At 37.8% G+C, this 19,379-nt stretch carries 20 protein-coding genes; 16 read left to right on the top strand and 4 right to left on the bottom strand.

The genetic code is table 11. The annotated features are described in order from the left end of the window. Positions 1 to 109 precede the first annotated feature (109 nt). The 10 genes from QNI15_RS19445 (at position 110) to argB (ending at position 10,713) form a co-directional block, all read left to right on the top strand. Entirely contained in the window at positions 110 to 748 is a 639-nt protein-coding gene (locus QNI15_RS19445) for a peroxiredoxin (RefSeq protein ID WP_313979160.1), read from the top strand. A 517-nt stretch (positions 749 to 1,265) separates the two neighbouring features. After that, on the top strand, positions 1,266 to 2,063 hold the full coding sequence (locus QNI15_RS19440) for a GNAT family N-acetyltransferase (protein WP_313990993.1): 798 nt from the start codon (positions 1,266 to 1,268) through the stop codon (positions 2,061 to 2,063). Positions 2,064 to 2,161: 98 nt separating this feature from the next. After that, on the top strand, positions 2,162 to 2,701 hold the full coding sequence (locus tag QNI15_RS19435) for a hypothetical protein (protein ID WP_313990996.1): 540 nt from the start codon (positions 2,162 to 2,164) through the stop codon (positions 2,699 to 2,701). Between the two features lie 104 nt (positions 2,702 to 2,805). Then, on the top strand, positions 2,806 to 3,996 hold the full coding sequence (gene argG, locus QNI15_RS19430) for an argininosuccinate synthase (RefSeq protein ID WP_313990999.1): 1,191 nt from the start codon (positions 2,806 to 2,808) through the stop codon (positions 3,994 to 3,996). A gap of 46 nt (positions 3,997 to 4,042) precedes the next feature. Continuing rightward, positions 4,043 to 4,672, top strand: coding sequence for a hypothetical protein (locus QNI15_RS19425; RefSeq protein WP_314033102.1), 630 nt, complete (start codon positions 4,043 to 4,045; stop codon positions 4,670 to 4,672). Further along, a complete protein-coding gene (gene argC / locus QNI15_RS19420) occupies positions 4,659 to 5,624 on the top strand; it encodes an N-acetyl-gamma-glutamyl-phosphate reductase (protein ID WP_313991005.1) in 966 nt (321 codons plus the stop codon). The genes QNI15_RS19425 and argC overlap by 14 nt, the downstream gene beginning before the upstream one ends. Positions 5,625 to 5,668: 44 nt before the next feature. Then, positions 5,669 to 6,808 carry an aspartate aminotransferase family protein gene (locus tag QNI15_RS19415; protein WP_314033100.1) on the top strand — a complete coding sequence of 380 codons (1,140 nt, stop codon included), beginning with the start codon at positions 5,669 to 5,671 and terminating at the stop codon, positions 6,806 to 6,808. Between the two features lie 446 nt (positions 6,809 to 7,254). Further along, positions 7,255 to 8,829: a T9SS type A sorting domain-containing protein gene (locus tag QNI15_RS19410; protein WP_313991008.1), complete on the top strand. Its 1,575-nt coding sequence runs from the start codon at positions 7,255 to 7,257 to the stop codon at positions 8,827 to 8,829. Positions 8,830 to 8,955: 126 nt separating this feature from the next. After that, a complete protein-coding gene (locus tag QNI15_RS19405) occupies positions 8,956 to 9,903 on the top strand; it encodes an N-acetylornithine carbamoyltransferase (protein WP_313991010.1) in 948 nt (315 codons plus the stop codon). 36 nt (positions 9,904 to 9,939) lie between these two features. Continuing rightward, a complete protein-coding gene (argB, locus tag QNI15_RS19400) occupies positions 9,940 to 10,713 on the top strand; it encodes an acetylglutamate kinase (RefSeq protein ID WP_313991013.1) in 774 nt (257 codons plus the stop codon). Positions 10,714 to 10,756: 43 nt separating this feature from the next. Here the strand turns inward: argB and QNI15_RS19395 are convergent, their stop codons facing one another. After that, entirely contained in the window at positions 10,757 to 11,272 is a 516-nt protein-coding gene (locus QNI15_RS19395; RefSeq protein ID WP_314033098.1) for a YdeI/OmpD-associated family protein, read from the bottom strand. A gap of 338 nt (positions 11,273 to 11,610) precedes the next feature. On the opposite strand from QNI15_RS19395, the gene QNI15_RS19390 reads away from it, so the two are divergent. Next, complete coding sequence (locus QNI15_RS19390; protein WP_313991020.1) at positions 11,611 to 12,675, top strand: M20 family metallo-hydrolase; 1,065 nt, start codon at positions 11,611 to 11,613, stop codon at positions 12,673 to 12,675. 88 nt (positions 12,676 to 12,763) lie between these two features. On the opposite strand, the gene QNI15_RS19385 is transcribed toward QNI15_RS19390, so the two are convergent. Together QNI15_RS19385 and QNI15_RS19380 are read right to left on the bottom strand one after the other, a co-directional pair. Further along, positions 12,764 to 13,300, bottom strand: a complete 537-nt coding sequence (locus tag QNI15_RS19385; protein ID WP_313991022.1) for a fasciclin domain-containing protein — start codon at positions 13,298 to 13,300, stop codon at positions 12,764 to 12,766. A 288-nt stretch (positions 13,301 to 13,588) separates the two neighbouring features. Beyond that, positions 13,589 to 14,422 carry a leucine-rich repeat domain-containing protein gene (locus tag QNI15_RS19380; RefSeq protein ID WP_313991025.1) on the bottom strand — a complete coding sequence of 278 codons (834 nt, stop codon included), beginning with the start codon at positions 14,420 to 14,422 and terminating at the stop codon, positions 13,589 to 13,591. Positions 14,423 to 14,692: 270 nt separating this feature from the next. On the opposite strand from QNI15_RS19380, the gene QNI15_RS19375 reads away from it, so the two are divergent. The 4 genes from QNI15_RS19375 to QNI15_RS19360 all read left to right on the top strand — a co-directional run bounded on the left by QNI15_RS19375 (position 14,693) and on the right by QNI15_RS19360 (position 17,081). Then, positions 14,693 to 14,944, top strand: coding sequence for a hypothetical protein (locus QNI15_RS19375; RefSeq protein ID WP_313991028.1), 252 nt, complete (start codon positions 14,693 to 14,695; stop codon positions 14,942 to 14,944). Between the two features lie 163 nt (positions 14,945 to 15,107). Then, positions 15,108 to 15,698, top strand: a complete 591-nt coding sequence (locus QNI15_RS19370) for a LemA family protein (protein ID WP_314033096.1) — start codon at positions 15,108 to 15,110, stop codon at positions 15,696 to 15,698. 90 nt (positions 15,699 to 15,788) lie between these two features. After that, positions 15,789 to 16,211 (top strand): TPM domain-containing protein, encoded by a 423-nt coding sequence (locus tag QNI15_RS19365; protein ID WP_314033094.1) that lies wholly within the window; start codon positions 15,789 to 15,791, stop codon positions 16,209 to 16,211. Between the two features lie 87 nt (positions 16,212 to 16,298). Next, positions 16,299 to 17,081 (top strand): TPM domain-containing protein, encoded by a 783-nt coding sequence (locus QNI15_RS19360; protein WP_314033092.1) that lies wholly within the window; start codon positions 16,299 to 16,301, stop codon positions 17,079 to 17,081. A 76-nt stretch (positions 17,082 to 17,157) separates the two neighbouring features. Here QNI15_RS19360 and QNI15_RS19355 read toward each other — a convergent pair whose 3' ends face one another. After that, on the bottom strand, positions 17,158 to 18,165 hold the full coding sequence (locus QNI15_RS19355) for a sugar phosphate nucleotidyltransferase (RefSeq protein ID WP_313979199.1): 1,008 nt from the start codon (positions 18,163 to 18,165) through the stop codon (positions 17,158 to 17,160). Positions 18,166 to 18,727: 562 nt separating this feature from the next. Between QNI15_RS19355 and QNI15_RS19350 the strand changes: the two genes are divergently transcribed. Further along, entirely contained in the window at positions 18,728 to 19,360 is a 633-nt protein-coding gene (locus QNI15_RS19350; RefSeq protein WP_313979201.1) for an Ezrin/radixin/moesin family protein, read from the top strand. Positions 19,361 to 19,379 lie beyond the last annotated feature (19 nt).

Raw genomic sequence — 19,379 nt, 5'->3', positions numbered from 1 at the left:
GAAGCGAAATTTGTAGGTAAAAAAGTTTTACTCTACATTTGACTAGTATTCCTATTAATATGATAGGGATTTGTTTTATATCTTTTGTACCCTTATAACTTTTAATAACATGGCAACATTAAGACTGGGAGATATAGCTCCTAATTTTCAGGCTGAAACAACTCAGGGCCCGATTGATTTTTATGAGTGGGCGGGAGACAGTTGGGTAGTATTTTTCTCACATCCTAAAGATTATACACCTGTATGTACTACAGAACTTGGTGCTGCATCTCGCATTTATGACGAGTTCACCAAGCGCAATGCAAAGATTATTGCTTTGAGTGTAGATAGTCTGGAGTCACACAAAGGATGGGTACCTGATATCAACGAAACCCAGAATACAGTTGTTAACTATCCTATTATTGCAGATTCAGATCGTAAAATTGCTGACCTGTATGATATGATCCATCCAAATGCATCAGATAGCTTTACGGTACGATCTGTATTTATCATTGGACCTGATCACAAAGTTAAGTTGACAATTACTTATCCTGCCTCGACTGGACGCAATTTTGCTGAGATACTACGGGTATTAGACTCATTGCAACTAACTGCAAATTATAGTGTTGCAACACCTGCTAACTGGGAGCATGGCCAGGATGTAATCATTACAGCTGCAGTAAAAGATGAAGATGCAGATGTAAAATTCCCGAAAGGCTATACGAAAATTAAGCCTTATCTCCGAGTTACACCACAACCCAACTTGTAAGAAATACAAAGAGTTTTATATAAATATAATAATGTGGTACGGGTTTTGCACCTGTACCATTTGTTTTTGAGAACCTAAGCCCAGGATTTTTAAGAATAAAGAAAGTCAAAATGTATGAAATGAACCTTTTGGCAAATTTGCAAGTTAAAGGAGTGTATGTGATAAAAAATTAAAATTAATTGCGTTTTGTATTTAATTTTTTATCACCTTTGCGCAGTTTTTAAAAGATTGTTAAAACTATTTTAAACTAAAAGTCCCGGAAATGTTACAATTCTTTGTACATACAACACCACGATTTCCGCGACCTAGGGTGCCAGCCCTAGCATAATATTGTTTTGCCTATGTGGCAGAACGCCTCTGAAAATTTCCGTAGTTTTTGTTCCTGATTATCCGCACCCGTGTTACGAGTGTTACCTATTGTATTCCTTGTGCTATTCTGATATTTATTTCTATTATTCTTATATCAGCACATTATTTATTCGTTTCACCTTTCTCTTGTTTATGCTTTAACTAAAAGATGAATCAATACACTATCCAGACAGCTAAATACGAACATCTTGCTTTAGCTGAGGAAATATGCCGGCATATGGAAGAAAGTGCCAAAGCCCGTGGAACCGGAATTGCCAAACGGTCACCAGACTACATCAAAAAGAAGATGCTGGAGGGAAAAGCAGTAGTTGCAACTGACAAACAAGGCAATTTTGTGGGATTCTGTTACATTGAGAGTTGGGGGCATGGAAAATTTGTTGCCAATTCAGGTTTGATTGTACATCCGGATCACCGCAAAAGTGGCATTGCAAAAGACATTAAAAAAGAAATATTCAAGCTTACCCGTAGTAAATACCCTGAATCAAAAATATTTGGCATTACTACCAGTCTGGCAGTAATGAAGATTAACTCAGCTTTAGGGTACGAGCCAGTTCCTTTCAGTGAGTTAACAGATGATGATGACTTCTGGAAAGGGTGTTCCAGCTGTGTGAATTATGATGTACTGACTCGTACAAATCGGAAGATGTGTATCTGTACAGGGATGTTATACGATCCGGCTGAAGCTGAAAAGAAAGAGCGGGAGTCAAAATGGAATTTCAACGTCAAAACAAAGGTATACGAACGTTGGTTACGTCTGAAAGAATCTGTTTTGTCTAAGTTTCGTAATAAAAACGGAAATGGAAACAGTAATGGTGGAGGGAATGCTGAAGAGTCTAAACTGGTTCCAATGCCTGAAATTAAGAAGCCTGTTGAGAGAGAGAAGATTCTGGTATATTCTGCAATCATTGCCGCAATTGCTGCTTTAATCAAGTCTATATTTGAGTAGAAGAACAGTTTTTGAGAAATTTTATTTAGTAAGACAATAATTTTGCCCTTCCTTTGCATCTACAAAGGGGGGCTTTTTTCGTACCAATATTGTATTAGATGACATTTCTCAAACGCCTTAGCAGTGATAAGATCATTGCAATCATGGCTACTGTTATTAGCATTTGTGCATTGTTTACATCTGTTTATCAGGTGAAAATCGAACGAAAGCAGCAATATGCATCAATGTGGCCTAGCTTGCATATCTATTCACAGACTCAGATGTTACCGGATTCTGCTCAGAACTTTTGTGGTATCAGAATTACCAACAAAGGTGTTGGACCTGCTATCATTAAAAAAATAGAGATCTGGTATCGGGACCAAGTTTGTGAAGACGAACGGGATTTGATTCAAAAGGTCACAGGTGGTAACATGAACGAAGGAGAAGCAATCAATCAGATTTGGGAGGATAGAGTATTGGCCTCTAACGAAGAGATTGAATGGATTAAAGTAGGTGGCGCTATCAATACAAGGCAATTCAGAGAAGCACTCAAGACAGGGTATATTCATGTTCGATTAGAATATGCTTCTGTGTATGAGGAACGATGGGAATATAATTTCAATATGGGTAAGAAGTCAATCGTTAAACTAAGTGACTAGATTTCGATTCATAACAGAGACTAATACTTGTAAAGGCCACTCATAGATCAGGCTATGCAAGATTACATTTACAACATACCTTCATTCTATATTTAGTTAATACAATGGCAAAAAAAGTAGTATTGGCCTTCAGTGGTGGTTTAGATACCTCCTATTGTGTAAAATACCTTTCAGAAGAGAAAGGTATGGAAGTTCATTCTGTTCTGGTTGATACAGGCGGTTTCTCGGATGAGGAATTGATAAATATTGAAAATCGTGCAAAGACACTGGGGGTAAAGAGTCATAAGACTGTAAATGTGGTGAATGAGTATTATGAGAAGTGTCTGAAATACCTGGTTTTTGGAAATGTACTGAAAAATAATACTTATCCGCTTTCTGTAAGTGCAGAGCGTATGTTTCAGGCATTAGCAGTAGCCGAATATGCGCGTAGCATCAATGCTGAAGCTATTGCACATGGTAGCACAGGTGCCGGTAATGATCAGGTGCGTTTTGATGTGGTGTTCCGTATTCTGGTTCCAAATGTAGAAATTATCACTCCTATTAGGGATATGCGTTTATCACGTGAGGCAGAGATTGAATACCTGAAGGCGAAAGGTGTAGAACAAGACTGGACTAAAGCTGCTTACTCTATTAATAAAGGTATTTGGGGTACATCTGTAGGCGGTAAAGAAACATTGACATCAAATCAATATCTACCAGAATCTGCTTTCCCTACACAACTTACCAAAACAGATGTAGAGCAGGTTGAGTTGTATTTTGAAAAAGGAGAATTAAAAGGTATCAATAGCGAAAAGTTTGCGAATCCAGTAGATGCTATTAAAAAGCTACAGGAGATTGCAGGGCCATTTGCTATTGGACGCGATATACATGTAGGAGATACTATTATAGGCATTAAAGGACGTGTAGGATTTGAAGCAGCAGCGCCTTTGATTATTATTAAAGCACATCATACACTGGAAAAGCATGTATTAACCAAAGGCCAGTTATATTGGAAAGAGCAGTTAGGGAACTGGTATGGAACAATGGTACATGAAGGCCAGTTTTTAGAGCCAGTAGCACGTAATATTGAGACTTTCCTAGCAGATACTCAACAAAATGTAACTGGAACAGTACATGTACAACTATCTCCTTACCGCTTCTATGTAATTGGTATTCAATCAGAGCATGATCTGATGTCTGCAAAATTTGGTAGCTATGGTGAAATGAATAATGCGTGGACAGGTGATGATGTTCGTGGTTTCTCTAAGATCATGTCAAATCAAACTATGATTTACCACAAGGTGAATGAGCAATAGTCACATTTAGTAGTAAGATACTTAGTAGAGGCCGATAAATATCCATATGAAAACTGTCTTCAGAGATATTTCCTGGTTCAAAGATGTTTTGCTGCCAGTTGTTGTAACTATGCTGGGTGTATACTTGGGCATTCTTGCTAGTGACTGGCAGGACCAGCAACGGGAACGGGAATTAAAACAGGAAATGCTGAGACAGATCTATCGGGAAGCACAAAGTAACGTTCAAAGTCTGACAAACTCTTATCAGTATCATCTGCAGCTAAAAGACTCACTTGAAACATGGCGCCAGCAGCAGTTGCCTGACGCAGAACGGATCAGACGAGGGCAGCAGTTGTTCAGAGGATTAAATCCGGCTTTTTTACGTAGTGCAGCCTTTACTTCAGCCATTCATGGAGGTGGTTTACAGATATTGCCTTATGATTTGTTTCATCAGACAGCGTCGATTTATACAGGCCAGCAAAAGCTGGATGATATGAATCAGATTTTTCTGGGCAAGCTGGTCGACTTATTCACTAATCAGGGGGAGGATACAGGACAGGCTATTTATCAACTCATTCAGATCTATATTGTTGATATTGTACGTTCTGAGGAGATGTTGATGAAAGAGAATAAGGCATTGATTGAAAAAATTAAAGATACTCTTGGAAATGAATTAAATAAGAATGAAAAAGATTAAAATAGGTATTATTGGAGGAGCAGGATATACAGGAGGAGAACTGATTCGGATTTTGCTACGCCATCCGAATGCGGAAATTACCTATGTACATAGTAAAAGTTCAGCAGGGAAACCTCTGTACTCAGTACATAATGATCTGATTGGAGAAACAGACCTGACATTTGCCGATAGCTTTCAAGAACCTGTAGATGTAGTGTTTTTATGTGTAGGACATGGTGAAGCTAAAGTGTTTCTAGCTGATAATCCTGCTATTTTGCAAACTAAGGTCATTGATCTGAGCCAGGATTTTCGGGATGAATCCAATGGGTTTGTATATGGACTGCCTGAACTGAACAAGGCTCGTATCCAGAAAACACAGCATATTGCCAACCCAGGTTGTTTTGCTACAGCTATTCAGTTAGCTCTGCTGCCTCTGGCACAAAATGGATTGTTGAAGGAAGAGGTACATATCAGTGCTATTACAGGAAGTACCGGAGCAGGCCAGAAACTAGCGGATACAGTACACTTTACATGGAGAAATAACAACATCTCTGTATATAAGGCATTTACACATCAGCATTTAAAAGAGATTCGGCAAAGCCTGACACAGTTACAGAATAATTTCTCCGAAAAAATCCGGTTCATTCCATACAGAGGAAACTTTACTCGTGGGATTCTGGCAAGTGTATATACAACATTTGAAGGAACAATGGAACAGGCTAAAAAGTATTATAGCGATTTCTATCAGAATCATCCATTTACGCATGTGGTAGACAGTGAGATTGATGTAAAGCTTGTTACCAATACTAATAAATGTTTGTTACACCTGGAACAACACGAAGATCAGTTACTGATCACTAGTGTTATTGATAACCTGACCAAAGGGGCATCCGGACAAGCTGTTCAGAATATGAACCTATTATTTAGCTTGGATGAAAAAGCAGGCCTTGATTTAAAGTCTGTGGCATTTTAAATTATTATTGATCGCTTTCAACATTTAAAACCCTTCTTTCAACCATGGATTTATTTAATGTATATCCGCTGTATGATATTGAGCCTGTGAAAGCACAGGGAAGTTATGTTTGGGATGCTACAGGACAGAGATACCTTGATCTCTATGGGGGACATGCTGTAATTTCCATTGGGCATACACATCCTCACTATGTTCAGAAATTAACTGAACAACTCAATAAGATTGGCTTTTACTCAAATTCTGTTCAGATTCCGATTCAGACAGAGTTAGCCGAGAAGTTAGGAAAGCTTTCAGGTTATGAAGACTATCATTTGTTTCTGATAAACTCTGGTGCTGAAGCTAATGAGAATGCATTGAAGCTGGCCTCTTTTTATAATGGTCGTAAAAAAATAATTGCGTTCAAGAAATCTTTTCATGGACGTACAGCAGGTGCGGTAGCTGCTACAGATAACCCAGCTATTGCTGCACCCATCAATCCTACTGACCATGTGCACTTCATTCCATTCAACGATGTGGAAGCATTGGAAGATGCAATGAATGAAGAGGTTTGTGCCATCATTGTAGAAGGGATTCAGGGTGTTGGAGGTATCAATGTAACGAGTGGTGAGTTTCTGCAAAAAGCCCGTGAACTGTGTAATAAATTTGGTTCTGTACTGATTGTGGATAGTGTGCAATGTGGGTATGGACGTAGTGGAAAATTCTTTTCTCATCAACATTATGATGTACAGCCAGATTTGATCACTACGGCTAAAGGCATGGGGAATGGGTTTCCGATTGGAGGACTATTGATTCATCCTAAATTCAAAGCAATACATGGTATGCTGGGAACCACTTTTGGAGGTAACCATCTGGCTTGTGCTGCTGGTATTGCTGTATTGGATGTGATGAAGCAGGAAAACCTGGTTGAGAATGCTGCTGTTGTAGGTGATTATCTGATGGACAATGTAAAAGGTCTTCCGGGTGTGAAAGAAGTACGTGGGCGTGGGTTGATGATAGGTATCGAAACAGAAGAGCCTGTAGAAGTAGTGCGTAAGAAACTTTTATTTGAACACCATATCTTTACAGGATATGCAGGCAAACATACACTTCGTTTGTTACCTTCACTTGCACTAACAAAAGCAGATGTGGATATTTTCCTGGAGGCTTTTTCTAAAATAGTAAAAGCAGAAAATGTAGGAGTTTAATCTATTAGTATACATAATTTAGGTGAAAGGGCCTCCTGGTAACGGGAGGCCCTTTTCTATTTATTGCAATAAGCGAACAAGTTCACTATTCTGTGAATTCTCAACATGAATAAAATCTGTAGTTTTATTAGATAGGGGAAAATAATGATAAATAAATATCATAACTAATCCAAAAGGTAAGTCACTCTGCATAATAGATTTGTATGGTAAAGTCTTAGTAAAATACTTTCAATAGCGAAAAAGTATTTTCATTCCAGTTTCTTACATGCCATAAATCTTTTTTTTATTCTAAACCTATAGATACTATGTCAGTTTTTTCGATAAAATCCTATCTTTTTCATTCCTTTTCGTTTACATTTGTCTATACTGCTGGATTAATATACAGATTACTGTTCAGGCAGATACTTTTCTTACATGTGTAATTAACATTCAAATAATAACATGCTATGAAGGCAACATCTACAATTAGTAACATATGGGCAAAAGGGGCAATCCAGCTAGGGTTGAGTTTGGTCGTTATACTTTTTTCACTTTTTGATGTACAGGCACAACAATGTACTAGTGGTTGTAATAGATCTTTAGATGTTGGTAATAACCCAAATGGAACTCTACAAGTAGATCTAAATCCGAGTGTGACAAGCCAAACAATATGTTTAAACGGAAGTGGTACTTTTTTGGGAACAATTGACTTGGGAAGCAGAAATAACGTTACTTTATGTATTGGGCAAAATGTTAACTTTGCAGATCAAGCTAGAATTGTTAGAGCAGGAGGTAGTAATCTAACAATTAATAATTATGGAAGAGTAACTCTTGTCAGAATTACTAATAATCTTATATATGTAGGTGCTCCACTTGCTTTTCTTCCTACTGGAATAACTCTTGGTAATAATTTTACTATCCGCAATTATAATATTTTCGATTTTGGGGGTCCCTCTGTGTGGATAGATTTGAGTCTATCTTCAAGCAATATTACAAATCAGACAAATACTGCTAGTATGAGTATTTATGGAAATCTAACAATCAATAATTCCTCGTCTGTAACGAATCTTGGAAATTTTAGTGTGCTTCAGACAAATTTTGGAATCCCTGTTGCTGGAACTGGTGATTTAACACTAAATAATAATGCATCTTTGACACATACTGGAGTATCATTTACTATTGCAGATGATTATCAAATGAACGGCAATGGAACTATTCTTACAGTATCAGGAACACAATTTACTGTTCTAGATGACTATACTCAAACTAATGGCACTGCAAGAAGTATAAACAATCCGCTTCTACCTGGTGGTGGATGTGGTACTATTAGAGTATTAGGTGAAAGTACAATCAATGGTGGTGTATTTGGAGCAAACAATACATTATTGGGTATGTATGATAATCTTAACACTCCTACTGGATTTGATAATGTAGGAGGTTCGGCAACAGTAACTGCTACAGGGCGTATAAAGAATGGTTGTGTGGTTGCGTTACCTGTTACATTCGTTTATGTACGCGGAGCTTATACAGAAGGGCAAGTCAAAATAAACTGGGCTACTGCGTCAGAAGAAAACAATGATTATTTCACTGTTGAAAGATCTACTGATGGAAAAGAGTTTACCCCAATAGCAACTATTGATGGAGCTGGTAATAGTTCTGATGTATTGTCTTATCAGTTTGTTGATCCAAGCCCTGCAGAAGGAGTTGCATACTATCGGGTTAAACAAACTGACTTTGATGAAAAATTTGCCTATTCCAGAGTGGTTTCTATAAATAAAGGTGCAGTTGCCACTTTATCACGAGTATTTCCTAATCCAGTATCACATGCTGATTATGTACAGGTAACAATAACGGATGAGAAGGGGGGAGATATTTTTGTAACTGTATATGATCGGATTGGAAAGCAATGTTATGCAGGTAAGTTCTCTACAGGGACAATACCTAGTGTAGCAGTAAAAGACTTCTACTCTGTGTCTGGAATGTATATCCTTGAAGCCAGACAAGGAGATTCTGTGATCAGAGAGAAGATAGTAGTACAATAGGTATTCCTGCAAATATTCTAAAGCTAACCTGCAAAGTTTTAAAGCAGGTTAGCTTTTTTATTTTCAAAATATAGTAATTTTCGCCCTCAAAAGAATATCATTAACCTTTCCTAACTATTGACCGCATTGAAAAACTTTATTTCCCTCGCTGATGTATCTGACCCGAAAGCATTGGTACAGGAAGCCATTCAGCTCAAGAAAAATCCATTTGCAGACAAAGCATTGGGTAAGAACAAAACCATCGGCCTGTTATTTTTTAATTCCAGTTTGCGAACACGACTGAGTACTCAGAAAGCAGCGCAGAATCTGGGTATGGAGGTAATGGTGATGAATGTAAATCAGGATTCATGGGGACTGGAGATGATGGATGGAGTGGTAATGAATGGAGATAAAGCTGAACATGTAAAGGAAGCGGCAGCTGTAATTGGGCAATATTGTGATATCATTGCTGTTCGGTCTTTTGCAGAATTAAAGGATCGGAATGCGGATTATCAGGAAATTGTCATTAATAAATTCAAACAGTATGCAGGTGTGCCTATTGTCAATCTGGAATCGGCTACCCGACACCCATTGCAATCATTGGCAGACTGCATTACAATAGAAGAATATAAAACCAAGCCACGCCCTAAAGTCGTGCTTACCTGGGCTCCGCATTTTAAATCACTACCTCAGGCTGTAGCCAATTCATTTTCAGAATGGATGAATATATCGGATGTGGACTTTGTGGTGACTCATCCAGAAGGGTATGAACTGGCACCTGAATTTGTAGGCAATGCAAAGGTGATTTATGATCAACGAGAAGCTTTTGAAGGGGCAGACTTTATCTATACCAAAAACTGGTCATCATACAAAAACTATGGCAAAGTCCTCACGCAGAATCCGGATTGGATGATTACAATGGATAAAATGCTCCTGACCGATAATGGTAAATTTATGCATTGCTTACCTGTACGCCGCAATTTGAAAGTAACAGATGAGGTGTTAGATAGCCCACAATCTATTGTTATCCCTCAGGCAGGTAATAGAGTATGGTCAGCACAGGTAGTATTAAAGCAAATTCTATCTGGGCTCTAATCATACGTTGTGTTTTTAAATAGCTGAATTGATCAAATGAGTAAAGTATATGTAATTAAAATAGGTGGCAATGTAATTGATAACCCTTCGGCCACACAGAAGTTTCTATCTGCTTTCGCATCTATTAAGGAAAGCAAGATTCTGGTTCATGGAGGTGGGAAAATAGCAACTCAGGTAGCAGAGAAACTGGGTGTCACCACACAAATGATTGATGGACGCCGCATTACAGATGAGCCTATGCTGGATGTCGTAACCATGGTGTATGGAGGGTTGGTTAATAAGAAGGTGGTAGCGCAATTACAGGCATTACAGTGTAATGCTATTGGCTTGATGGGAGCAGATGCAGGAGTAATTTTAGCTAAAAAGCGGCCTGTTGGGGTAATTGACTATGGATTTGCAGGCGATATTGAACAGGTAAATGCTACACAATTACTTGCCTTTATTAATCAGGATCTGACGCCTATTATTGCTCCACTTACAGTTGATGCCGAAGGACAAATACTAAATACAAATGCAGATACTATGGCGTCTGCCATTGCAACAGCATTAGCCAAAGCAGGGACAGAGGTAAATCTGGTTTATTGTTTTGAAAAAAAAGGAGTTTTGTTAAATCCTGAAGATGATGATTCTGTTATCACCGATATCAATAAAGAGAAATATGCCCAGTTAAAAGCAGATGGTATTGTATCTAAAGGGATGATTCCAAAACTGGATAATGCTTTTGCAGCATTAGATCAGGGTGTAAAAGAAGTTCATATTATTCATGCAGATAATGTGCATGCACAGTCAGGCACCAAACTGACCCTATAAGCTTTCCAAAGTGAACGTTAAGAAACCAGAACGATTGATTAATTTATGATTGAGAGTTCTGGTTTTTAAAATAACGTATCATTTCCCCATAACCCATCCCCATAGCTAAGCCTTTAATACTTTTTGCGATACGATCAGCCTTTGTCTGAGGTGTTTTGGCACTCTCAATCCAATTATAGAAATAATTCTGATGACCTCTGGTTAGCTGATTAAAAAAGTCCAGTGCGTTGGGATCGTCTTCCAGACAAGCCAATAAATCTGCCGACTCAGGTAAAGGATCGTCATCTACCTCAAGGGACATCTGTACGATTGCATCTTTTTCTTTCTGAATTCCCTTGCGCATACTGGCATTGATTGCCATGATAAAAGTACCTTCTCCCATTGGAATCAATGAGACGGACTTAATTGGAAAATTATCCAGTTTCCCTTTGACCCGAAAAGCTTGTCGCATACCAGGCTTTAAACTTTCTGTAATCTCTACAGGTAACTCAATATATGTCCATCCGGTCTTTTCACCTTTACTGGCAAACTTCTGTAAAACGGCAGAAAATGTAATCATACTTATGGCTCTGAAAAATTCAACTTAGCCTTAAAAATAGAAATTTGTTATGAAAGCCATAGTAAAAATAGCAGGATATCTACCTAAGCATCGTGGTATATTATAGATGAATACCTCGGATGCTTTGTATCAAGGGTTTTGACTATGTCTCTTGTTGTATATGTAAGTAATTAATAATTAGACTGTTACTCGCTTTGTTGCTAGATAAGTAGAATGCTAGGAACAACTTATGTAGTATATGGATTATGAATCCTGTACATTTTTCCGATTTTCTTTCTTTACTTTGTAGAGACGGTTTCATAAAACAAACCGTTGCATGTTTCATTAAATAAGCTTCTATGATTCATACACTTTCGCAGGCGCAGGAAGCTATTGCTTTACTTAAAAAGCTCATAGCAATTCCCTCATTTTCAAAGCAGGAAGACAAGACAGGTGATTGCATAGCCAATTTTTTAGAAGAGAAAGGTATACCCTTTCAACGTGTTAAGAATAACATCTGGGCAACGAATAAATATTTTGACTCGCAAAAGCCAACAATTCTGTTGAACTCACATCATGATACGGTTAAGCCCAATGCTTCTTACACATTAGATCCGTTTGACCCAATTGAGAAAGATGGTAGGCTATATGGTTTAGGGAGCAATGATGCAGGCGGATGTTTAGTTTCTCTAATATCTACTTTCCTTCATTTCTATGACAAATCAGAGCTAAAATACAACTTTGTACTAGCTACAACTGCTGAGGAAGAAATTTCAGGGAGAGAAGGGTTAGAGATGATTATTCCTCATCTACCTCCTATTGATTTTGCCATTGTGGGTGAGCCTACTCAAATGCAGATGGCAGTTGCTGAAAAAGGTCTTTTGGTAGTAGATTGTGTTACACGAGGTAAGGCAGGGCATGCAGCCCGAAATGAAGGCGAAAATGCTATTTATAAAGCCATGCGGGATATCGAATGGATACGTAATTATGAGTTTCCTGAGGTCTCTGAAATGCTCGGACCTATTAAAATGACTGTCACAATAATACAGGCTGGCTCACAGCACAATGTAGTACCAGATACTTGTACCTTTACTGTCGATGTACGAACTACAGATAAGTATAGTAATGAGGATGTATTATTAGTATTGAAAAATGGACTTTTGTCAGAAGTAAATGCTCGTTCTGTACGATTAAAGCCATCCAGCATCCCACTAAACCATCCTATTGTGGAGGCTGGTAAAAGTTTAGGACTTACTACCTATGGGTCACCGACTACTTCAGATCAGGCATTACTGGATGTTCCTAGTCTTAAAATGGGACCTGGAGATTCAGCCCGCTCTCATTCTGCTGATGAGTTTATTTATCTGGAAGAGATTGAGAAAGGAATTGAGAGATATATTGAGATTCTCGAAAAGATTGTTTAGCATCTTTTCAACTCTGGTAAACAAAAGGCTCGCTTAACTAGCGAGCCTTTTGTGCTATTAAAAACAGGTGTATGAATGAAGTTCAGGCCTACTTATTACCCAGATTGGCTCCCGGGAATACTACTCTGTTTACTACATGAATTACCCCATTGGCTGCCATCATATTGGGTTGAGTTATCTCCGCGCCATTAATCAAAACTTTACCATTCAATACTGAAACAGTGAGTTCTTCACCATTTAATGTAGGAATAGTTTGACCGTCACGAAGCTCACTGGCCATCAATTTTCCCTGAACAACATGATATTTTAAAATTGATGCCAGCTTTTCTTTATTATCTGGTTGTAGCCATTCTGGAAAAGCTGTAATCTGACTAAATGCTTCATCTGTTGGTGCAAATATGGTAAAAGGACCTGCCTGACTGAGTGCACCTATAAAGTCTGCAACTTTAATTGCTTTTGTTAATGATACAAAGCCTGCATTATTTGTCAGTGTCTTTACTATATCTTCAGGTGCCTGAGCTCTCATAGCTGGCTTTTTTTTGATAGTTGCCAGATTTTGTCCCCATACCTGCATTACGGATATACAAACCAGAATCGCTATTAATGGTAGAAATAGTTTTTTCATAGCTATAAAAGGTTATATACATAGATTGTATCATATACGAAAATAGATTGACAATGTTTCAAAATACACTATTGACAATCAGATGATTGAATATGTAGACAATATGTATGCCAAGGAAAAAAATGGCTAAAAACTTATAAATTAAGACTTATATTCAGACTTGGGAATTTAAATAGACATATTTCTGATGGGATTTATATCTTTTAAAATTCGCAATTACAACCCAGCGGAAAACAGAAAAGTCCCAGAGCAAGGCTTGGGACTATACCATATAGTATTATAGACTGATTACAATCTTTTAGGCGCTTTTTTAGTTGCTTGCATTTCAGTAGCTTTACGAGCCGGACGAAACTTAGTATTTGATTTTGTCTTGGCAATTGCTTCGTTTTCACCAAAGTACACATTGCATTTTGGCAACATCTCTCTGATTTTATCTTTCTCACTATCTTCAATAGGATTACCGGTGAGAGTTAATGTACGCAGGTTTTTCAATTCTTTTATTTCTGCAGGCAATTGTGTAAGCTGGTTATCACGCAGATTTAATTCCTGTAAATAAGTCAGTTTTTTAATATCAGCAGATAAAGTCTCAATTTGGTTTTGGCGAGCATCCAGAAACAGAAGTGTTTGATTATTTGCCAGAATACCATTGATATCTTTTAATTCATTGTCACCTACACTAAGTTGAATCAGATTTTTCATCTGAGTTAGTTTTTCAGGTGTACTTTTCAGGTTAGCACTACTTGCATCCAGACAGAATACCTCTTCTGGACGAAGATCGTGAGCCAAGCCTGATACACATTCTCCAGCATAACCTTCCTGTATATCTTTTGCAGCCTCTTTATTTCCCAGACGCATTGCCTGTAATAAATCGCCATAATGCTGGCTATCAGTATACCCTTTCTGTTTGGCCAACATTTCTTTGGCTCTTGCACGTTGATAGAAAGCATCAGCATATGATGGATCTTCGCTGACAGCCTCTGTGAATCTGCCAATGGCTTCCACAAAATTCTGTTTCTTCAGATTTTCCATACCTGCCTGATAATATTCTTTGGCAGTTGGTGTAGTAGCAGCTGTCATGACAAACAAGCTTGCTGCAAGAGTAAAAAGAGAAATGTATTTCATAGCAGAAATTAATTTTATCGTGTCTCCAGACAAATGCCAGGAGTTCCTATAGCATGTTATTTGTGATTATATTCGGGATAAGGAAGTAAAGTGACCAGATTGGACAGAACTATTGCGCAAAAAAACTTACATGCCATATGAGAGATATTTAGGTAGAAAGGTTCAAGTATATACTTGTTTTTGCGCCTATAATCGTGCCCGCCATCAGGAATAATATTTGTATAAATCGATTTAATTTTTGACCTTTCGTGCAGAACATTTATTATTTATATGCCTACTATTTATTTAAAAAAGCCTTTCTCGGATGGGGCTGTGTATTATAAGATCGACACCATCTCAGATCCAGAGGATGAGTACATTTACGAAGCTACTGAGATAGCTGTTGAAGAAGAAACGTTGGGAAGAGACGAATTTGAACTAACTCAGGAAGACCTTGACGAGATGTATGCAGATGGATTTAAGCCTATTTCAAAAGAAGAGTTTGAAAAGATAGAGAAGGAACACCGTAGTCTGGACATCTAACAAAAATGTAGGGAATAGACTCTTTATTCCTTACATCTATAAAGTGCTATTTGTTGAAAAATAATTTTTCTTTATTCTGCTCCTGGGTATTTTGATGCAAGCCAGGTTACTGATCTAATCTTTTATCATTAACTGACACATTCTTTTTTAACTCTTATAATCCATGAAAAATATTGGCCTTATTGCCGTAATAGCTATTGTTTTAATTGCCCTTATGGGCGGATGTAGTACCTATAATGGTCTGGTAGAAAAACAAGAAAATGTAAATAGTAAATGGGCACAAGTGCAAAACGTATATCAGCGTCGTGCCGATTTGATTCCAAATCTGGTGAATACAGTAAAAGGGGCAGCTAATTTTGAAAAGACTACCCTTGAATCAGTCATTCAGGCACGCGCCAATGCAACCCGTCCGGAAATAAACCTGAACTCCGACCAGCTTACACCTGAAAACATTCAACGTTTTCAGCAGGCACAGGATGCATTGAGTTCTTCAATAAGTCGTTTGCTGGTAGTTGCTGAACAATATCCTGATTTGAAAGCTACTAGTGCTTTTAGTGAACTACGTGTAGATTTGGCAGGATCTGAAAATCGAATAGCCCAAGAACGTATGAATTTTAATAATGCTGTGCAGGATTACAATACAACCAGAAGAAGATTTCCTAATAACATATTTGCTGGATTATTCGGGTTTGATGAAAAGGGATATTTCCAGGCACAGACAGGTTCTGACAAAGTCCCAACTGTTCAATTCTGATACGTATCAATAGTGAATACAACTCTGAAACCTTTTATCTAACTATAAACGGGTTGTGAAATTCATCACAACCCGTTTGCTTCCTTGAGTATGTTTACAGAAGAAGAAAAACAACGCATTGTTGCCTCTATTCAGGATGCTGAACGAAATACTTCAGGTGAGGTAAAAGTACATGTGGAACGCCATTGCACTTCAGAGCCTATACAACGTGCAAAAGAAGTATTTATCCAACTGGAAATGAATCGTACACAACTCCATAATGGAGTATTGTTCTATATAGCTCTGGAGGATCATAAGTTTGCGATTCTGGGAGATTCAGGTATTGATGCAGCTGTTCCTGCTGATTTTTGGGAAAATATTAAAGAGATGATGCGAGCATTGTTCCGTCAGGGCAAGATTGCAGATGGATTGGTTACGGGAATAGAACAGGCTGGTCAACAGTTGAAGTCACATTTCCCGTATCAGTCAAATGACGTAAATGAGCTTTCTGATGATATTTCATTTGGGGAATAAGTAAATTACTACCACTGACATACCTAAGTCTCCTTTCTACTCCTCGGTATTTGTATACATACACAGTGTTCTAACATTCTATTTCTAGTGAAATACTATATCTATCTCTTTTTATTCTTTCTTTCTTTCGTTGTCGCACACGCTCAGGAAGGCATTCCTGATGCGCCTAATCCACCTCGTCTTGTCAATGACTTTGCAGGGGTATTGAGTGCTGGAGATAAGGAATCTTTGGAACAGAAACTACGTACTTACAATGATTCAACTTCTACTCAGTTTGCCATTGTAATTATTCGTTCATATGGAAACTATGATGCGGGAGACTACACATTCCAACTGGCGAACAAATGGGCTGTTGGACAGAAAGGAAAAAATAATGGGTTACTTATCACTGTTGCCATTGAAGACCGAAAATATTTTATTGCTACTGGTTACGGTCTGGAAGGGTCTATTCCTGATGTTATTGCAAAGCGTGTAGCCGAACAATATTTAAAGCCGAATTTCCGGAACCAGGATTATTACAAAGGTTTGGATGAAGCGACATCTTATTTATCCAAACTTCCTGCAGGAGAGTTTAAAGGTGAGCCAAAATCCAAATCAAATAAGGGAGGAAGTGGTATTGGCATCATTGTCTTTTTGTTTATCCTGTTTTTTGTGATTATTCCGATTATCCGGCAGATGGGTGGAGGCGGTGGTAGAGGTCGGGGCGGCAGAGGCGGAGGATTTGGTAGCACAGTACCTCCCTTTATTATTTTTGGCAGTGGTGGTAGTTCTAGTGGTTGGGGCGGTGGCGGTGGGGGAAGTAGTGGTGGTGGATTTGGCGGGTTTGGAGGAGGTTCTTTTGGTGGTGGTGGAGCAGGTGGTGATTGGTAGTTAATACATTTATAAAAACAAAAGCAGGTAAGTACAATGTATTTACCTGCTTTTGTTTTATAACCCCGTTGCTCACCTATTTACTGGAATCACTGAAATTAATCTCCGTATTATCTCCAATATTCAGACTTTGAGTAAGCCCTTTCAATGAACTGTCGTTACCTATAATAGAATGGTGGAGCAGTGTATTTTCAAGAGCACTGAAAGAGCCAATAATGCTATTTTGAATTACAGATGAACGTATCACGGTATTTTCACCAATCGCTACATTAGGACCAATGATAGACGATACAATATTACAGTTTTTGCCAATACTGACAGGTTGAATAATGATACTCTCTGTAAATTCCGGATAGTCTTTACGCTTAAATTCTGCACGATTCATTAGTATGGAGTTTGCTTCCAGCAACGTCTCTTTACGACCACAGTCATACCAGTTATTAACCTGGATAGTTGTAATCTTTGCTCCATCTTCCACCATTTTCATCAGTGCATCAGTCAGATGATATTCATTCTGCGTCTTTAGCTGATTGTCAATAATGTATTGTAATGCAGCAAGCAATGCAGGAATATCTGTAATCTTGTAAATACCGACAAGAGCAAAATTTGATTTGGGGATCTTTGGTTTCTCTACCAGTTTTTTGATTGTTCCCTGATTATCGAGTTCTGTAATACCAAATGACCAGGGAGTATCTACCTTCTTGACTCCCAGCATTGAAATAGGTGAGGCCAATAAAGTTTGTAAATCCAGGGTTACAATTGTATCTCCTAACACTATTAATACCTCGGAGTCATTCTGTATATGTTCTCTGGTAAGCCAAATTGCCTGACCGAGGCCTTCGCGTGGTTCCTGAATTACATAAGTAACTTGAATATCAGGATACGTTTCAGATATGTATGTTTCTATTTTGTCACCCAGATAACCTATGACTAATATAAAATCACGGATTCCTGCTGCAATCAGGTCATCCATAATATATGATAATATAGCTTTTCCCGCTACCGGAACCAGTGCCTTGGGTTGTGTATGTGTATGGGGGCGTAAAGTTGATCCTACCCCAGCTACCGGAATAATTGCTTTCATGAAAATAAATCGTACAGATTTAAGGATGTAATATTGCAATCATTCTGCGTATTTTCTGCTTTTTTTCTTCAAAAAATTGTTAACATATGTAAGGCATTCTTTCGTATTTCTAATAACGAGTCGCTAAAATGTATTCAATCCTCATTTTTAGCCCTACGGAGTTATCCACAAAATTGGTGTTTTTCAAGGGGTAGTTAATAAATTACTACTCAGACAATTATAGGGTTGATTATGAAGGATGTGGATAAGTATTTCCATTGTGTGGATAAAAGAGCCCTATTCTTGCTACTGGTATATTCACTATATTGATTTCCAGTCGTTTCCAAATAAATTATGTTTTGTGTTTTTCTAAGGCCGTATGTTTTTCATATAAAAATAGCATAAGCCATCAGGAAAATAAAAATATTTTTGCCAAATGGAAAGTGATTGAAAGGTGTTACCTGGTTTTTTTATAAAAAAAAATATACCTTGCCACAGATAAGGTAACTCTCTGATACACAAAGTGTATCTTTTTTCCAAACATTACGTAAACTGTTTATATTTCATCAATTATATGATACACATGAAAAAGAACTGGCTTTTACTCATTATCTTGTTTTCATTAAGCGTTACTACCGGGGTATATGCCCAAAAAAAATCGAAAGAGGATAAAGAGTTGGAAAAAGAATGGAAGAAGAAATTAAAGGATATGGATCCTCTGAAATTGAAAGCATTGTATGATGAGAAGAATGCTTTGATACAAGATAAAACAGATTTAAATAGCCGTGTGGTAGACCTTGAAACTCAGTTGAGTGACAAAGATGCAGAGATCAGTAAAGTAAAAGCGCAATTACAGGAAAACGAAAAACAGCTGACAGATGCGAAAACTGCAGCTGACAAAGCTTCTAAAAATAGTTTTGGTGGTCCAATGTCTTCTAATGGAGTGGTTTTTAAGGTACAAGTAGGAGCTTTTAAAAATAAGGATCTGACAAAATACTTTAAAAATAATAAGAACTTTAGCGGCGATGTAGATTCTGACGGAACTAAAAAATATACACTTGGATTCTTTGGCGATTATTGGGAGGCTGAAAACTTCAAGAAATACCTGCGGGAAATGGGCGTAAAAGATGCATGGATCGTAGCTTATAAAGATGGAAGCCGTGTAGAATTAAAAGAAGTGCTTGAAGGTGCTACAACAAGCAATCTACCAAAATAGTATAAATCTTCTTTAATTA

This window comes from Xanthocytophaga flava (assembly GCF_030068545.1).
In the GTDB taxonomy this organism is placed as follows: Bacteria; Bacteroidota; Bacteroidia; order Cytophagales; family 172606-1; genus Xanthocytophaga; species Xanthocytophaga flava.
The sequence above is the reverse complement of the archived record's forward strand: the minus strand, read 5'-3'. Positions and strand labels throughout refer to the sequence as shown.

Excerpts from the sequence above, each read along its gene's own strand:
- QNI15_RS19415 (WP_314033100.1), top strand. The coding sequence starts at position 5,669 with ATGGATTTATTTAATGTATATCCGCTGTATGATATTGAGCCTGTGAAA.
- argB (WP_313991013.1), top strand. The coding sequence starts at position 9,940 with ATGAGTAAAGTATATGTAATTAAAATAGGTGGCAATGTAATTGATAAC.
- QNI15_RS19355 (WP_313979199.1), bottom strand. The coding sequence starts at position 18,165 with ATGAAAGCAATTATTCCGGTAGCTGGGGTAGGATCAACTTTACGCCCC.
- QNI15_RS19380 (WP_313991025.1), bottom strand. The coding sequence starts at position 14,422 with ATGAAATACATTTCTCTTTTTACTCTTGCAGCAAGCTTGTTTGTCATG.
- argC (WP_313991005.1), top strand. The coding sequence starts at position 4,659 with ATGAAAAAGATTAAAATAGGTATTATTGGAGGAGCAGGATATACAGGA.
- QNI15_RS19440 (WP_313990993.1), top strand. The coding sequence starts at position 1,266 with ATGAATCAATACACTATCCAGACAGCTAAATACGAACATCTTGCTTTA.
- QNI15_RS19435 (WP_313990996.1), top strand. The coding sequence starts at position 2,162 with ATGACATTTCTCAAACGCCTTAGCAGTGATAAGATCATTGCAATCATG.
- QNI15_RS19385 (WP_313991022.1), bottom strand. The coding sequence starts at position 13,300 with ATGAAAAAACTATTTCTACCATTAATAGCGATTCTGGTTTGTATATCC.
- QNI15_RS19410 (WP_313991008.1), top strand. The coding sequence starts at position 7,255 with ATGAAGGCAACATCTACAATTAGTAACATATGGGCAAAAGGGGCAATC.
- QNI15_RS19390 (WP_313991020.1), top strand. The coding sequence starts at position 11,611 with ATGATTCATACACTTTCGCAGGCGCAGGAAGCTATTGCTTTACTTAAA.
- QNI15_RS19370 (WP_314033096.1), top strand. The coding sequence starts at position 15,108 with ATGAAAAATATTGGCCTTATTGCCGTAATAGCTATTGTTTTAATTGCC.
- QNI15_RS19425 (WP_314033102.1), top strand. The coding sequence starts at position 4,043 with ATGAAAACTGTCTTCAGAGATATTTCCTGGTTCAAAGATGTTTTGCTG.
- argG (WP_313990999.1), top strand. The coding sequence starts at position 2,806 with ATGGCAAAAAAAGTAGTATTGGCCTTCAGTGGTGGTTTAGATACCTCC.
- QNI15_RS19350 (WP_313979201.1), top strand. The coding sequence starts at position 18,728 with ATGAAAAAGAACTGGCTTTTACTCATTATCTTGTTTTCATTAAGCGTT.
- QNI15_RS19395 (WP_314033098.1), bottom strand. The coding sequence starts at position 11,272 with ATGATTACATTTTCTGCCGTTTTACAGAAGTTTGCCAGTAAAGGTGAA.
- QNI15_RS19445 (WP_313979160.1), top strand. The coding sequence starts at position 110 with ATGGCAACATTAAGACTGGGAGATATAGCTCCTAATTTTCAGGCTGAA.
- QNI15_RS19375 (WP_313991028.1), top strand. The coding sequence starts at position 14,693 with ATGCCTACTATTTATTTAAAAAAGCCTTTCTCGGATGGGGCTGTGTAT.
- QNI15_RS19365 (WP_314033094.1), top strand. The coding sequence starts at position 15,789 with ATGTTTACAGAAGAAGAAAAACAACGCATTGTTGCCTCTATTCAGGAT.